The following is a 13,548-nucleotide window of genomic DNA, read 5'->3' as shown; positions in this document are numbered from 1 at the left end:
CGGTCGTCGGGTCCCCCCGGACTCACTACTTGACCGAGTCTGGACAAACTATGTCCACACCGGTCATCGCCCGCAGCCGCACGAAGATCCGGAATCGTCCGCTGCCGTTCGGGAACCCGTTCATCGACGCGCCGTGCCGAACGGCAAGTAGGTCGTGCGAAGCTCGGTCAGTAGTGCGGCGTGCAGTTGGGAGCGCCGCTGCCCGCTCGCACCTGTCAAGTGAGCGGGCAGCCGGTCAATCCGTAAGCCTCAGGCGAGGGAGCGCGACCCAAAGGGGACTCTTGCGATTGCGGATCGACGCTGACGTCACCGTGACGCCTCAGTTGACCAACATCAGGGCCACTCCGTATCGCTCCTTCGCATCCGTCACGAAAGCCCGGCTACGCGACGGCCCGGGTTTCCGCGGCACCCCCGACGATGTGAGCGGGGCAGTCGACGCCCGCATACGCCGCTCCCGCGTCGTCCACGAAGGCGACCATCGCTTCCCGACGCTCGTCGAGGAGAACGTCCTGCGCCCTCGCGTCGGCGACACGGGGGTGATGGCCAGACAGCTCGGCGCCCTCCTGGCGTCCATGGCGTTGCCGTCCATCGTTGGGGATCATTCCCGCCGCGGTTCCGCGGGAACAGCTCATGTGGCCGCTGGAGCAGTTCACGGTCATCGACGACGTGCGGGTCAACGTGGAGCTGCTCGCCGCGAAGGTGACCGTCACGGCCCCGGCGAAACTGGGCATCTACCTACGGGCGTTCACCAGGCTCACGGAGCTCGCCGCCTATGGCGTCGACGCGCGCGCCCTGATCGTGAAGCCCATCGACGCCCTCCATTGATCCCGGATACGAAGAGGCGCCCCCTGCGCGGTCCGTGTGGACCGTGCAAAGGGCGTCGTCACGCGTACGCGCGGCGGGGGAGGGATCGAGGCCAGGGCGAGAGGGCCCGGCTGGTTGCTGTCGCCGGGCTTCGGTGCGCCGCCGCGGCGCAGACGCGGTCCGTCCCTAGGGCTCGTCCGGCGGATCATGGGGCGAGCCAGGGCCGGACCGAGGCGAGGGCCGGCCAGTGCCCTAATCGTGTTGACCGCCCCCGGCAGGCAGTGCTGGAGTCGGCACGTGGACAGCATCCCCGCCAACCGGCGGCTCTGGAACCAGATCAGCAGCGCCTACCAGCACGAGCACGACCCGCAAATCGGCGCCACACCCCGGCTGTGGGGCATGTACTCCATCCCCGACGCGCACCTGCACGCCCTGGGCGACGTCACCGGCAAACGCGTCCTCGAACTCGGCTGCGGCGCCGGCCAGTGGTCCAGGGAGCTCGCCGCCGAGGGCGCCACCGTGGTCGGGCTCGACCTGTCCGAAGCCCAACTCGCCGCAGCGGCCCGCGCGATGGGAGCGGCCCGCTACCCGCTGGTGCAAGGCGCCGCCGAACAACTCCCTTTCGCCGCCGACAGCTTCGACCTGGTGTTCTGCGACTTCGGTGGGCTCAGCTGGGCGCCCCCGCACCTGGCCGTCCCGCAGGCCGCACGCGTCTTGGGCCGAGGCGGGCGCCTGGTGTTCAACGTCGCCAGCCCATGGTTCGAAGCTTGCTACGACGAAGCCGCCAGCCGCGTGACCACGACGCTGCAGCAGGACTACTTCGGGCTGAACACCATCGCCGAAGACGACGGCGCGACCAGCTATCAGCTCACCTACGGCGACTGGGTCAAGGTCCTGCGCGGCGCGGGTCTCATCATCGACGACCTCATCGAGCCGCGGCCCGAACTCGGAACACTCAACGGCTACAACGAAACCGACCCACCCGACTGGGCACACCGCTGGCCGGCGGAACTGCTCTGGGTAACCCACAAACCGTAAGTTCCGCCGCGCCGAGACGTGAAGGCATCCTCTCGCGGGGCAGGCCTAGTGCTGGGTTCCTCAAACGGTGTACACATATCGGCGCCGTAGTCGGCGGGTTGGCGGTGCGGGTCTGCCCCAGACCCAGGCGGTGGCACGGGAGTTGAGCTGGCTGGTTGCAAGGGTGGTGGCGTGTTCGATGTCGTCGCGGTGGGCGAATGAGCGGCCGGCGAGGGCGGCTTTGCGGAAGATGCGCCACCAGCCTTCCTGCAGGTTGAGCCAGCACGCGCCGACGGGGATGAAGGCGTGGTGGATGCGGGGATGGTCTTCGAGCCAGGTCCGGGTGGACAGGCTGTTGTGACTGGACAGGTTGTCGGTGACGATCCAGAGCTCGCCGGTCGGGTTGGCGTCTTCGATCTGTTGCAGGAACTGCTGGTAGAAGACGCTGTTGCGGGAGGAAGCGGCCATGGTGATCTGCTGGCCGTCCCGGACGCGTAAGGCCTCGTAGACCCAGGTTTTCTCGGGTCCGCGGCTGTAGTCGAGTTCCGCTTTGATCCGGTGCCCGTCGGGTGACCAGGCGGGTGCGGGCGGGAAGGTCCGCGGGATCACGGGCCCCAGCTCGTCGGCGCAGATCACCGTCGCGTCGTCGGGCGGGTGGGTGTAGAGGCCGATGATCCGTGTCCTTTTGGGACGAAGTCCGGGTCCTTCGATCGCGTCCAGGACCGGGTGCGGCGCCAGCGCACGCCTTCGGCGAGCAGGATGCGGCGGACCTGTGAGCGGCCCACCTCGATCCCCTCGGCCCGCGCTGCCGCGGCCAGAGAATCCAGCGTCCACTCGGATGGCCCGGACTCGTCGAAGGCCCATAGCTCCCCGACGGGCTCCCAACGCAGCCGACCCGGCGGCACGGTCTTGACCAGGGAGATGATCCTCGACCGTTCCTCCTCGGTGATCCGCCTCTTGCGGCCCTGCCCGCCCAGATCATCCAGCCCTTGCAGGCCGAAGCGGTTGAAGCGGTGCAGCCAGCACCGGACCGTCTTCTGGCTGCAGTCCAGTTCTACGGCGATCGCCGGCACTCGTAGCCCCGACCAGCTCAGCTCGATCATCTGGGCCCGCATCACTGCATCCCGCGGAGCCTTCCGTGCCCGCGCCAATCGGCGAACGACGGCCCGTTCGTCCTCGTCACGCCCCGGTCGTGCCCGTAAAACCATCGTCCAGCACCCGCCCCCGAGCACCCTCAACTACCCCGCCACCAGGACATATACCCAGCGAAAGAGGAACCCAGCACTACGCGGCCCCGGCCCAGAACGGCACGAGCCCGTACGGTGGCCTGCTGGCAGCCGACGCCAACGGGATCATGCTGCCCAGCGGCTTTACCAGCAGAGTCATCGCCCGTTCCGGCCAGACGGTCCCCGGCACCTCGTACACCTGGCACAACGCCCCCGACGGCGGCGCGTGCTTCGCCGACGGCACGGGCTGGATCTACGTCTCCAACTCGGAGATTGGCACCGGTGGCGGCGCGGGCGCCGTCAAGTTCAACTCTTCGGGCACGATCACGGGTGCCTACCGCATCCTGTCCAACACGCGGAACAACTGTGCGGGTGGCGCCACTTCGTGGAACACCTGGCTCTCCTGTGAGGAAGTGAGCCGCGGCTACGTCTACGAGACCGACCCGTGGGGGGTTCAGGCCGCCATCCGCCGTGACGCGCTGGGCCGCTTCAAGCACGAGGCGGCTGCGGCCGACCCGGTGCGCAAGGTGATCTACCTGACCGAGGACGAGTCGGACGGCTGCTTCTACCGGTTCATCCCCACCACCTGGGGCGACCTGTCTTCCGGCACCCTGCAGGTGCTGGTCGCCGGCACCGGCACCTCCGGCTCCTTCACCTGGACGAACGTGCCCGACCCGGACGGCTCCCCGACCTACACCCGCGACCAGGTCTCCGGCGCCAAGATCTTCAATGGCGGCGAGGGCTGCCACTACGCGAGCGACACCGTCTGGTTCACCACCAAGGGCGACAACCGCGTCTGGCAGCTCAACCTGCTGGGCAGCACCTACGAACTGGCCTACGACGACAGCCTGGTCACCAACGGCACCGCACCGCTGACCGGCGTGGACAACGTCACCGGCAGTTCTTCAGGCGACCTGTTCGTCGCCGAGGACGGCGGCAACATGGAGATCTGCATCATCACCCCCGACGACATTGTGGCCCCCTTCCTGCGCATCACCGGCCAGTCCAGCTCGGAAATCACCGGCCCGGCATTCTCCCCCGACGGCAAGCGGCTCTACTTCTCCAGCCAGCGCGGTACGTCCGGCAGCTCCTCCGGCGGCATCACCTACGAGGTCGCCGGACCGTTCCGGACCACCGCCTGATCGTCCCGTGACGGCTGGGGCGGCGCATAGGTACCGCCCCAGCCGTCACGGCCTGCCGACGGGTTCGGGCCCCCGCGGTGCCTGGGAAGTCCTGCCGGAGGTCGCGCCCGAACTCAGCTCACCTATGGGCTGTTGTCGGCAGACTGCCGCTCGGGCAAGACCGGATCTCATCCTGCTTGAGCTTGGCAGTCGGGTCCCGCCCTCCGGAACGCCCGCCGCGCGGCGGGGGAGACCTCGCCGCGCCCCTCAACGTGGCCCGGCAGATCAACCGGCTCCTGCGGCTGGCCCTGGGCTGGCCCGTGGTATCGCTTTGGCCGCCGTCAGTGTCACTCAGTCGGCGTAAGGAGAGCATGGGGCCGCCAGGCTTCGCGGAGCGCGGCGTCGAGGGTGACACCGTTGCGCTGCGCCTCGGCCTCAAGGAGCTCCTTGAGTGCCACGAGGCGGTAGCGTGCCCGGGCCGGAAGCTGCGCTGCTGCGTCGGCCCTTCGGGGCCCGGGCTCGTGGTTTTCCTCCTGTGGCGGATACGCATGGGCCGTGAACTCGGACCAGTCCGCCCGGGCCGGCCTGCGCGACGGGAGCAGCTGGTGGGCGGACCCGGGGGACGGCAGGGCGGCGGTGCCTGCGGTGGAGCCGGCCGTCCGCCGGGAGGCGATCTTCTTCCAGGCCCTCTCCCAGGGGCCGTGCTGCTCGGCCGACAGGCCGCAGCCGGTCAAAAACGCTTTCAGCTGCGGTGCATCGGCGGGGAGGGCCTTACGGTTGACGATGCGGGCGGCGCTGCTGACGGGCAGCGCCAGTAGGTTGCCCGACCGCTCGCGCAGCTCCCGCAGGCTCGGGGCTCCGGCGTTCTCGTACAGCACCTCGAGGGCATTGCTGAGGTCACCGGCGTCGCCGATGAGCTCGGGGCGCGGTGCGCGCAGGGCGCCGAGGCGGCCGCGCTCTTCGATCCGGGCCGCGCGCCACAGCGCGGTCGCGGCCTGGACCGCGTCCGCGTCGTCTGCGCAGCCGGTGATGTAGGCCTCGACCGTGCTGAGCCTGGGCACGGTCTTTCCCGACGCGGCCCGCTTGAGGGTGGCCGCCGACCGGCCGGTGCGCCGGGCGAGTTCACCGTAGGTCAGCTGAGCCAGCTCGCGATGGCGGCGCAGGTGCTGGGCGAGGCGGCCGCGAGCGGGGGCGCTGTGGTCGACGGGGCATTCGGGACGTCCCACGCCGGTTCCCCCTACTTCCCGGCAGCGGCGCGCAGCACCGCGGCGGCGAGCGAGGCGGCCCGGCGGCGACCGCTGCTGACGGTGAGGACAACCGCGGCGGCGATGGCCCCGCAGCCTCCGAGGAGAAGGAAGATGTCGCGCATCGGCGTGCCCGTCATGAGTAGCACGGTGCCCATGGCGGGGAAGAAGACGGCGGGGATCGCCTGCGCGGTGCCGAAGCGGGCCGGGGTGTCAGGGGTAATGGCCTGCGGCGTCGGCGTGCGGTCCGGCGGCGGGCAGGAAGGCGTGGTGTCGCTGAGCACTGGGGAAGTCCTCTCACAAGCCCTGGCGCAATGCGGGCATACGCGCGACGCGCACCAGGGGCACGAAACGGCTACTGGCTGCAAATCCCTTTGGTGCAGGGGCGATTGGCGTCGCCGACCACGCACCCGGGCATGCCCTCATCATCCCAGGCCCGGCCTGCCACTCGCAGACTCAGCCCGAGGCCTCATGACCTATAAGTCGCTTTTGCGGCATCGTTGGTTCAGGGGTGTCCAGGGCCCCAACTCCGCCCGCCCGCAGGCCGGAGGGCCTTCACCCGGCCCCATCAGGCCTTGCGGCTCACGGCCAGGGCGTCAAGCCCCCTCATTGGTGCAGCCGCGTCCACACTCCGCTTGCCGCCCGCCCTCTGTCTAGATGATGCTGAGCAGCAGATAACAACGAGGCCGGTTCATCCCGGCCCGCGGATGTCCTTGAACTGCTACTGGCTGCAACCGTAACGACAGGGACGCACACGGCAGGGGCACGTTGGCGCGTACCTCGCCCGCACCAAGCCGGTACCCCTGCGGGTACCGGCTTCGTCGTTGCCACCACGCGATTGCCGCCCGGTACGGTGCCGGGATCCCCCTGGTCGAGCCCGGGCCCAGCTCTGCGGGCCCCTCCTCGGGGATGTCGTCGAAGAGGCCTGCGATTCCGCCGGAACGAAGCTCTCGGCGGGACAGGCGCCACGCGAAGCGGGGAACCGTAGCGGCCCGGATGCGACAGCAACACACAGGGGAGTCCTTCCAGCTCGCGAAGGCTGCTGTGGAGAGTGCAGACAATCGCCGTCCCATCCCCGCCGCCACGGGAGCGCAGGCCCATCTCGAGGCGGAGATCCTCGCCAAACTGGGCACCGGGGGCAGTGGTGGGCGCATCCGCTCGGGATGGCCCACGTGCGCGCAACAGCCACGTCGCTCCTCATCCAGCTTGACAGCCACGTGCCGGTTGTTGACTGCCAGCAGGAAGTCGATGATTGTGTTCGCGCCGTCCTGGAGAGCGTGGGCTCAACGCGGAAGTGGATTGACGTCGTCTACCTGATCTCATACCTCGCCTTCAGCCTCCCTGCCGTCGCCGCCGGCTTCGCCGCGACCAGCGCCGGCTTGCTGCCGACAACGACCGTGTACGCGCTCGCGGTCATCGCACTGGCCCTGCTGGTACTGGTCGCACCCCGACTGCGCCGCCCGGCGCGGTCCTGATCCGCGCACCGGCCTGCCGCGGCGCAGGCCCAAATGACGAACCAACGACTTCGCGAACACAGACGGGCAAGTCTGGAAGGGGAGCCTATGGACGCGGGCACCGGCGCTGGGGAGATCCCCGCGCATGGCTGGGAACAGCAGGTCTGGCCGCCGCTGTTGGACTGATCGAGGGACCGGCGCCGCACGGGCGGGGAGTAGAGATCACCAGGTCATCCGCCCCAACCTGATCCGGCGCCCAGACTCGGACCGAGCACTTTTCAACCCGGAGGACTTTCTTATGAGCGACCGGCCCTTGACGCTGATGGCGGTGCACGCCCACCCCGACGACGAGGCGACGGGAACAGGAGGTGTCCTCGCGCGGTATGCGGCGGAGGGCATTCGCACGGTCCTCGTCACGTGCACCGATGGCGGTTGCGGTGACGGACCGGGGGGAGCCAAGCCTGGCGAGCCCGGCCATGATCCGGCCGCCGTCGCCGCGATGCGGCGTCAAGAACTCAAGGCGAGCTGCGAAGTCCTGAAGATCAGTCATCTGGAAATGCTGGAGTACGCCGACTCCGGGATGATGGGCTGGCCTGCCAATGACGCCCCCGGGTCCTTCTGGCAGACGCCCGTGGAGGAGAGCGCTGCCCGCCTCGCCGCACTCTTGCGGCGCTATCAGCCCGATGTGGTCGTGACCTACGACGAGAACGGTTTCTACGGCCACCCCGACCACATCCAGGCGAACCGCATCACCATGGCGGCGCTGGCGATGACCGCAATGACGCCGAAGGTGTACTGGACGACGGCGCCGCGCTCGATGATGCAGCGGTTCGGGGAGACCATGCGCGAGTTCGGCGCGGACTGGGAGGAGCCGGATCCGGCCGAAGCCGCCGTGATGCCCGAGATCGGACTCCCCGACGAGGAGATCACCACCTGGGTGGACACCACCGAGTTCGGCGGTCAGAAGTTCGACGCCCTGGCCGCGCACGCCAGCCAGAGCGAGAACATCTTCTTCCTCAAGATGGGCCAGGAGAGGTTCACCGAGCTGATGGGCGTGGAGACCTTCGTCCGGGTCCAGGACAACACCGGCGCGGCCGTGCCCGAGAACGACCTCTTCGCCGGACTGCGCTGATCCCAGCACACCCCGTGCCCTCGGCGTGGTCGGACCTGGAGTGGCACTGACGGTCTGATCTGGCCCGGACACGGCGAGAGGGCGATCGTGTGTGGCAGCGGTGGTGCTCTGTCATCTCAGGGATCGGGAGGAGGGCTCGTGGGTCGGGCGCCGCTGGGGCCCTCTCGCGTGCGTCGGTGGGCCTTCGCGCGCGAGGCCTGGCCATCGGGGGTGGCGGTCTTGCGTCGGCCTTGGACTTCTCGTCCTTCGGCCCGCCGTGGTCCCCGCCCGTCAGCTGCACACGCTTCGCGGCACCGTCCCGCCAGGCCTCCATCACCAACGGCGAACATCGGCCAATTCGGCAAGATCGGCACCGGTCTTCGACGTGAGAAGTCTGGCTGCAACTCCGGCCAGCGGCAGCAGACCGAGTAGCAGCCCAAGAACTCCGGCCCGACCCTGGGTCGCTGGTCTAGAGGCTTGCTTCCGGCCGTGTGGCAGACGCGGCTGCAACGGCCATAGCCAGAGGATCGCGGGCCGGGCGGCCAAGAAGGTCCGTCAGGTCGGGAGCGGTGCCGTCCAGGAAGCCATGTCGGATGCCCGTGGCGATCGAAGCGAGCAGGGGCGGCTGGAACGGCAGGAGCCCCGGCGTCTCGTCGAGGAGCCTGCGCCGGTACTCGCCCAGCCCGATGGTGCGGTGCGGGACCCTGAGCTGGTCGGCCACCTGACCCGCCGTGATCGGCGTACCGACGAGGTCATAGACCCGCCCACTGTGTCGGGCCGGATTCGCCGCAACGGCCGCCGCGGCATCGGCGAGATCCTCCCGCGCGACCGCCGCCAGGGCACCATCCCCGAACGCGGACTCCACACCATCGCCGGCCCATATCAGCAGGCCGCCGAAGAGTTCGGCGTACAGGCCGTTACGCAGGATCGTCCATGGCGGTCCGCTTGCCCGCACCAGGCGCTCGGTGGCACGGTGCGCCAGCGCGAAACCGAGATGGTCGCCGGCCGTGGTCAGGCTCGTGTAGACGACGTGGTTAACGCCGTCGCGCACGGCGGCGTCCAGGACCGCCTTGTGCCGCCCGACGACCTGGTCGTCCTCGGCATAACCGGCGGAAATCAGTACCAGGGTCGACACCCCGGTGAGGTCGAGGCTCGCGTGGTCGTCGAAGTCGAGGTGCCGCGTCCCCTCGCCCGGCGTGCGGCTGCTGCCCGTCGCCGCGGCGCCGCCGGCACGCAGCGCCGCCAGGGCGGCCGAGCCGAGGTTCCCGCCTACTCCCGTCACCAAGATCATGTCAATCGCAGTCTTCCGTCGTGGTTCTCATCCCTGACTACGCTTGATCCTTGATCGCACGCCCACCGGCCACAAGAAGGCAGTTTGATGTCACTCACGCACACCGGGGTAACCACCCCCGCCGACCTCGACCCCTGCGGCCGCGAAGACCACCCCGACTGCGGCATCCGCGACGTCCTGGACCGCATCGGCGACAAATGGTCGGTGCTCGTGATCGTTGAGCTTGCGGGCGGGCCGCGTCGGTTCCGCGAACTGCAGCGCGCCATCGACGGCATCTCCCAGCGCATGCTCACCCTTACCGTCCGCAGGCTCGAACGCGACGGCCTTGTGCTGCGCACCGTGTACCCGACCGTCCCGGCCCAGGTCGACTACCGCCTGACCGAGACCGGGGCCGGCCTGACCCACCTGGTCAAGGCACTCGCCGACTGGTCACTCGCCCACCGTGCCGTCATCGCCAAAGCACGGCACGCATACGACCAGACCCACCCCGACCACGACATCCGCTGACGAGAAAACGCCGTGCCCGCACACCAGTCGTCTGGCACGGACGAGCTGTCAACACCGTCATGACCCGCAACACCTGGCCCCTGCGTGGGGGGCTGGCAGCGACGGGACTGCTGGGTTCATGGCAGACCTGCCTGGACTCGGGAGATCTGCAGGGGACCCTCGCACGCGGCACGGGAATCTGAGCCGACGATCGCCAGTGGGAAGCGATCTTCGACTTCATCGAGGACTGGTACAACTTGCACCGTCTGCACAGCAGCCTCGACTACCGCAGTCCCGCCGAGTACGAGGCCGCCGTTACGGACTGACCACCACACCGATGGTGTCCGTCAAATCGGAACAAGCTCACTTCAGTAACTCCTTCCGAAGCATTTCGTGGCCTTCCGGGTGCGTGCGTACGGGAGCCGGCGGGCAGTGCCCAGGGGTGCCGTTCACCGCGACGGGGCGGAGCGCAGTAACGGCTGCCGTCGCCTGCAGAACCTCGCCACCACGGTCGAAAAAACTGTCGCAGCCCACCGCACCTGCCTGCGCGAAGATGCCGCCCGGCGGGAGGGCGACAGAGAGCATCCCGCGACGTACTACGGCGACTGAAGGGGTGCTGGGGGCATGCGCAAGCGCGTACGCTCCCTGCGTGATCGATGGAGAGAGCGGGCAAGTCCTTGACGGGCGCTTCGAGCTGATAGAGCGGCTGGGTAGCGGCGGGATGGGCACGGTATGGCGGGCGCGGGACATCGCGCTGCATCGGGAGGTCGCGGTCAAGCAGGTCCGCCCGCTCGCTCCGGAACTGGCCCCCGAGGGCTCCGACGCCTCCCGGGTGCTGCGCGAACGCGTGCTGCGCGAGGCCCGTGCACTGGCTCGGCTCAGCCACCCTCACGTAGTGACGATCCATCACGTCATTGACGACGGCGAAGATTCCTACCCCTGGCTCGTGATGGAGCTGGTACCGGGTAGCAGCCTGGCGGAGCTCCTGTACGAAGGAACGCTCCTGACGCCGCAGGAGGCCGCCCGGATCGGCCGCCAGGTGCTGGCCGCGTTACGCACCGCGCACGCTGCTGGCATCCGTCACCGCGACGTGAAGCCCGCCAACGTGATGCTGCGCCCGGACGGCGACGCGGTACTCACCGACTTCGGAATCGCCGCCTTTCAGCGAACCGGCTCAATGGACTCCGCCGTCGGTTCCGCGCCGCTGACCGCGACCGGAGAACTCATCGGCACACCCGACTACCTCGCCCCCGAACGCATCCGGGGCACGGACGACGACCCCGCCTCGGATCTGTGGTCGCTGGGCATCATGCTGTACGTCTGCGTCGAGGGCCACAACCCGCTGCGCCGTCAGACCGCGCTGGCCACGATGGCGGCCGTCCTGGACGGCGCGGTGCCACCGCCCGTCCGGGCCGGGGCTCTGGCGCCCGTGCTGACGGAACTCCTCGTAACAGACCCAGCGGCGAGGCCCGCTGCCGAGCGGCTCGACGCCATGCTGGCCGCTGCGGAAAGCAGCACGGGCGTGACGGCCAAGCTCCCCGAGGCGTTTCAGACCACCCAGACCGCCCCGGTCCCGGCTCGGGCACCGGGCCCCGTGCCACCGCCCGCCGCCCCGTCTCGCCGTAGGCGTCCCTGGCTGATCGCCGGGGCGACGATCGTGGCCGCCGTGCTGGTCGCGGTCACGGCGTACGCCCTGGGCAATTCCTCTGGCGATAGCAAAGAGGCGGCAGGCGGAGACGGTAGCTCGGGCCCTCAGGCGAACAAACTGCAGCTCGTGAAGCCCGGAACCCTCACGATCGCCGTGTCCGGCGTCCGTACGGGTAGCGCACATCATCTCGCTGCCGCCGCCGACGACAGTGGCTGGCTCGACAAGACCACTGTCGAGGACAGAGACGTCATCGCAAAACCCGGCGACTGGGTCGGCCCCGACCCCGACCTGGCCACAGCACTCGGCGACCAACTCGGTTTGCGGGTAAAGCTCGTCGGCATCGAAGTGTTTGGCCCAAACAACCCTTTTGAGCCGCTTGGGACGCAGTACGACGTGGTCATGCCGAGCTCGAAGTACACCTCCTTCGACGTGGAGGAACGGATAAGCGTCGACTTCATTCACTACTTCGACTACGGATACACGGTCTACGCCCCGTGGAGCACGGCCCAGGACATCCATTCGTGGGCCGACCTCTGCGGCATGCACGTCGACGGCGATGAGGAAGTGGTCCGGAAGGCGTCCTACAAGGGGTGCGGCCCGAAGCCGATCAAGCAGACCTCCGAGGACATCTTCGCCATCCCGCGACTTCTCCGCGACGGCTCCATAGACGCGGTGGTCACCGACCTTCCGTTCGCCGTCCACGAGGCCAAGGACTCCGGCGGCGACTTCCACCTGCCAGACGGCGACCTGGTCAACGAGGCCCCCGTCGGCATGGCCGTGGACAGCGCCAACACCGCACTGCGCGACGCCCTCCAGCGGGCCCTCAACGCGCTCATCGCCAGCGGCGAGTACGGCAAGATTCTCGCTGACTGGGACCTTGAGGACGGCGCCGTCACCACCGCCCAGACCATCCGCGGCTGACCCCCGCCCTCACCCGCGGTGCCCTGCCCCGATTCAGGCACCCGGGAGCATCAGGGCTGTTGGGCCGGTTCCGTCTTGGCCACGAGGGTGAACAAGCCGGGCTCGGTCTCGGTGAGGATGCCGCGGGCGGCCAGCCGCTTGAGGCGTGAGCGCATGCCCTCGCGGTGCTTGGGCTCGGTACCGACGTCGAGGATCTGACACAGCTGTCCGGCGCGCAGCGGACCGTCGGCACGTTCGAACTCGGCGAGAATGGCCAGGTAGGCGGGCTGGGCGATCGTCGTGTCGGCGGCGGCGTCGTCTTCGGGCTCGGTGTAGCCCAGCGACATCGCGATCTCGCGCGTGACCTGGAGCCGGGCAGCGCTTGCGGACGCCGGTAGGGGACGATGCGGGTGGATGGCTGCACGCCCCACAACCCATTGTCTTCAATCGCGCGGCGGGAGGGGGCAGTTCGATAAGGCCTGCGCCGTGGCCTGAACCTCAGTCGGTGCGTGTTGGGCCCCGGGCACCGTCGTCGGCGGGCCTGTACCCAACTGCCGCCCCTTGCCGGCCGTTTGGTCATGACAGAGCGGATGGCTTCCGGGGAGGGGAAGGGACCGCAGAAGCTCCCACACAGCGGGCGGTTGCCCGCGGCCCAAGTGCCGAGCAGATGACGATCCACCACATGCCGTGGACCTGAGAGGCCGGTTCAGAGGTTGATGTTCGTTTCGTGGTGGGCTTGGGGCAGGACTACTGGTCGCGAGCCTTGGTCGGTTACTGCTTCCTGGCGAAGCTGCCGGTGTCGATCTCGGTGCGGCCACGCTGTTCGCGTCCCGGAAGACGGTGGAAGTCCATCTGACGTGCGTCTACCCGAAGTTGCACGTACGTTCGCGGACGGATCCGACGTGGCTGCTGACGGCGGCGGATTTGATGGATTGAGGGTCGCTGGTGAGCTGATGTGCTGGTGGATTGAGTACGGGTACTCATGTGGGCGGTGGTCGGCAGCCCGCATGGTATGGACATGCGATCGATTCTCCTCCCGAAGTCCTTGCTGGCGGCCGCGCTCGGCGTCGTCGTCGTCCTGGTCGGCTTCGGCGCGCAGAATGCCACCGCCGATCAGACCTCCATGGTCAGCACCGTCGCGGCGACGAGCGACGACGACGCGGAGGCGCGGTTCCTCGAGATGGCGAACCTCATCTCGCAGAGTTGTGCCCCGGACGTCTCCAGCGGCTCCGCTGCCGTGGCATCG

Annotated in this window: 16 protein-coding genes and 1 pseudogene; 11 read left to right on the top strand and 6 right to left on the bottom strand. The window is 68.9% G+C overall.

Annotated features, from left to right (window positions below; genetic code table 11):
- Window positions 1-50: 50 nt before the first annotated feature.
- From IEY95_RS48720 to IEY95_RS04305, 3 genes and pseudogenes are all read left to right on the top strand, one after another.
- Window positions 51-530 (top strand): annotated as a pseudogene (locus IEY95_RS48720) (hypothetical protein); the annotation flags it as partial.
- A gap of 61 nt (window positions 531-591) precedes the next feature.
- Window positions 592-825, top strand: a complete 234-nt coding sequence (locus IEY95_RS48715) for a hypothetical protein (protein WP_229702548.1) — start codon at window positions 592-594, stop codon at window positions 823-825.
- Between the two features lie 276 nt (window positions 826-1,101).
- Window positions 1,102-1,842, top strand: a complete 741-nt coding sequence (locus IEY95_RS04305) for a class I SAM-dependent methyltransferase (protein ID WP_189184444.1) — start codon at window positions 1,102-1,104, stop codon at window positions 1,840-1,842.
- Between the two features lie 60 nt (window positions 1,843-1,902).
- Here the strand turns inward: IEY95_RS04305 and IEY95_RS04300 are convergent, their stop codons facing one another.
- Window positions 1,903-2,457, bottom strand: a complete 555-nt coding sequence (locus IEY95_RS04300; RefSeq protein WP_229702547.1) for a transposase — start codon at window positions 2,455-2,457, stop codon at window positions 1,903-1,905.
- On the bottom strand, window positions 2,454-2,936 hold the full coding sequence (locus tag IEY95_RS04295) for a helix-turn-helix domain-containing protein (protein ID WP_229702546.1): 483 nt from the start codon (window positions 2,934-2,936) through the stop codon (window positions 2,454-2,456). The genes IEY95_RS04300 and IEY95_RS04295 overlap by 4 nt, the downstream gene beginning before the upstream one ends.
- Before the next feature lie 143 nt (window positions 2,937-3,079).
- Between IEY95_RS04295 and IEY95_RS04290 the strand changes: the two genes are divergently transcribed.
- Window positions 3,080-4,189, top strand: a complete 1,110-nt coding sequence (locus IEY95_RS04290) for an alkaline phosphatase PhoX (RefSeq protein ID WP_189184643.1) — start codon at window positions 3,080-3,082, stop codon at window positions 4,187-4,189.
- A 326-nt stretch (window positions 4,190-4,515) separates the two neighbouring features.
- Here IEY95_RS04290 and IEY95_RS04285 read toward each other — a convergent pair whose 3' ends face one another.
- Complete coding sequence (locus IEY95_RS04285; RefSeq protein ID WP_189184442.1) at window positions 4,516-5,394, bottom strand: helix-turn-helix domain-containing protein; 879 nt, start codon at window positions 5,392-5,394, stop codon at window positions 4,516-4,518.
- 11 nt (window positions 5,395-5,405) lie between these two features.
- Window positions 5,406-5,696: a hypothetical protein gene (locus IEY95_RS04280; protein WP_189184441.1), complete on the bottom strand. Its 291-nt coding sequence runs from the start codon at window positions 5,694-5,696 to the stop codon at window positions 5,406-5,408.
- 993 nt (window positions 5,697-6,689) lie between these two features.
- Between IEY95_RS04280 and IEY95_RS04275 the strand changes: the two genes are divergently transcribed.
- Window positions 6,690-6,887 (top strand): hypothetical protein, encoded by a 198-nt coding sequence (locus tag IEY95_RS04275; protein WP_189184440.1) that lies wholly within the window; start codon window positions 6,690-6,692, stop codon window positions 6,885-6,887.
- Window positions 6,888-7,164: 277 nt separating this feature from the next.
- Window positions 7,165-7,998, top strand: a complete 834-nt coding sequence (locus tag IEY95_RS04270; RefSeq protein WP_189184439.1) for a PIG-L family deacetylase — start codon at window positions 7,165-7,167, stop codon at window positions 7,996-7,998.
- Between the two features lie 448 nt (window positions 7,999-8,446).
- On the opposite strand, the gene IEY95_RS04265 is transcribed toward IEY95_RS04270, so the two are convergent.
- Window positions 8,447-9,268: an NAD(P)H-binding protein gene (locus tag IEY95_RS04265; RefSeq protein WP_189184438.1), complete on the bottom strand. Its 822-nt coding sequence runs from the start codon at window positions 9,266-9,268 to the stop codon at window positions 8,447-8,449.
- A gap of 87 nt (window positions 9,269-9,355) precedes the next feature.
- Between IEY95_RS04265 and IEY95_RS04260 the strand changes: the two genes are divergently transcribed.
- The 3 genes from IEY95_RS04260 to IEY95_RS04250 all read left to right on the top strand — a co-directional run bounded on the left by IEY95_RS04260 (window position 9,356) and on the right by IEY95_RS04250 (window position 12,323).
- On the top strand, window positions 9,356-9,775 hold the full coding sequence (locus tag IEY95_RS04260) for a winged helix-turn-helix transcriptional regulator (protein ID WP_189184437.1): 420 nt from the start codon (window positions 9,356-9,358) through the stop codon (window positions 9,773-9,775).
- A 206-nt stretch (window positions 9,776-9,981) separates the two neighbouring features.
- Entirely contained in the window at window positions 9,982-10,080 is a 99-nt protein-coding gene (locus tag IEY95_RS04255) for a hypothetical protein (protein WP_189184642.1), read from the top strand.
- A 395-nt stretch (window positions 10,081-10,475) separates the two neighbouring features.
- The gene (locus tag IEY95_RS04250; RefSeq protein WP_229702568.1) at window positions 10,476-12,323 is read left to right on the top strand and encodes a serine/threonine-protein kinase; all 1,848 of its coding nucleotides are present in this window, start codon (window positions 10,476-10,478) and stop codon (window positions 12,321-12,323) included.
- Between the two features lie 50 nt (window positions 12,324-12,373).
- Here IEY95_RS04250 and IEY95_RS04245 read toward each other — a convergent pair whose 3' ends face one another.
- Window positions 12,374-12,733: a hypothetical protein gene (locus IEY95_RS04245; protein WP_189184435.1), complete on the bottom strand. Its 360-nt coding sequence runs from the start codon at window positions 12,731-12,733 to the stop codon at window positions 12,374-12,376.
- A 319-nt stretch (window positions 12,734-13,052) separates the two neighbouring features.
- Between IEY95_RS04245 and IEY95_RS50575 the strand changes: the two genes are divergently transcribed.
- Both IEY95_RS50575 and IEY95_RS04235 read left to right on the top strand, forming a co-directional pair.
- The gene (locus IEY95_RS50575; protein WP_373294431.1) at window positions 13,053-13,238 is read left to right on the top strand and encodes a LuxR C-terminal-related transcriptional regulator; all 186 of its coding nucleotides are present in this window, start codon (window positions 13,053-13,055) and stop codon (window positions 13,236-13,238) included.
- Window positions 13,239-13,320: 82 nt separating this feature from the next.
- Window positions 13,321-13,548, top strand: a 228-nt coding sequence (locus IEY95_RS04235; RefSeq protein ID WP_189184433.1) for a hypothetical protein, incomplete at its 3' end; no start/stop codon positions are given.

The sequence above is a fragment of the Streptomyces albiflavescens genome (genome assembly GCF_014645835.1).
Taxonomy (GTDB): Bacteria; Actinomycetota; Actinomycetes; order Streptomycetales; family Streptomycetaceae; genus Streptomyces; species Streptomyces albiflavescens.
The sequence above is the reverse complement of the archived record's forward strand: the minus strand, read 5'-3'. Positions and strand labels throughout refer to the sequence as shown.

Excerpts from the sequence above, each read along its gene's own strand:
- IEY95_RS04270 (WP_189184439.1), top strand. The coding sequence starts at position 7,165 with ATGAGCGACCGGCCCTTGACGCTGATGGCGGTGCACGCCCACCCCGAC.
- IEY95_RS04265 (WP_189184438.1), bottom strand. The coding sequence starts at position 9,268 with ATGATCTTGGTGACGGGAGTAGGCGGGAACCTCGGCTCGGCCGCCCTG.
- IEY95_RS04250 (WP_229702568.1), top strand. The coding sequence starts at position 10,476 with ATGGGCACGGTATGGCGGGCGCGGGACATCGCGCTGCATCGGGAGGTC.
- IEY95_RS04260 (WP_189184437.1), top strand. The coding sequence starts at position 9,356 with ATGTCACTCACGCACACCGGGGTAACCACCCCCGCCGACCTCGACCCC.
- IEY95_RS04295 (WP_229702546.1), bottom strand. The coding sequence starts at position 2,936 with ATGCGGGCCCAGATGATCGAGCTGAGCTGGTCGGGGCTACGAGTGCCG.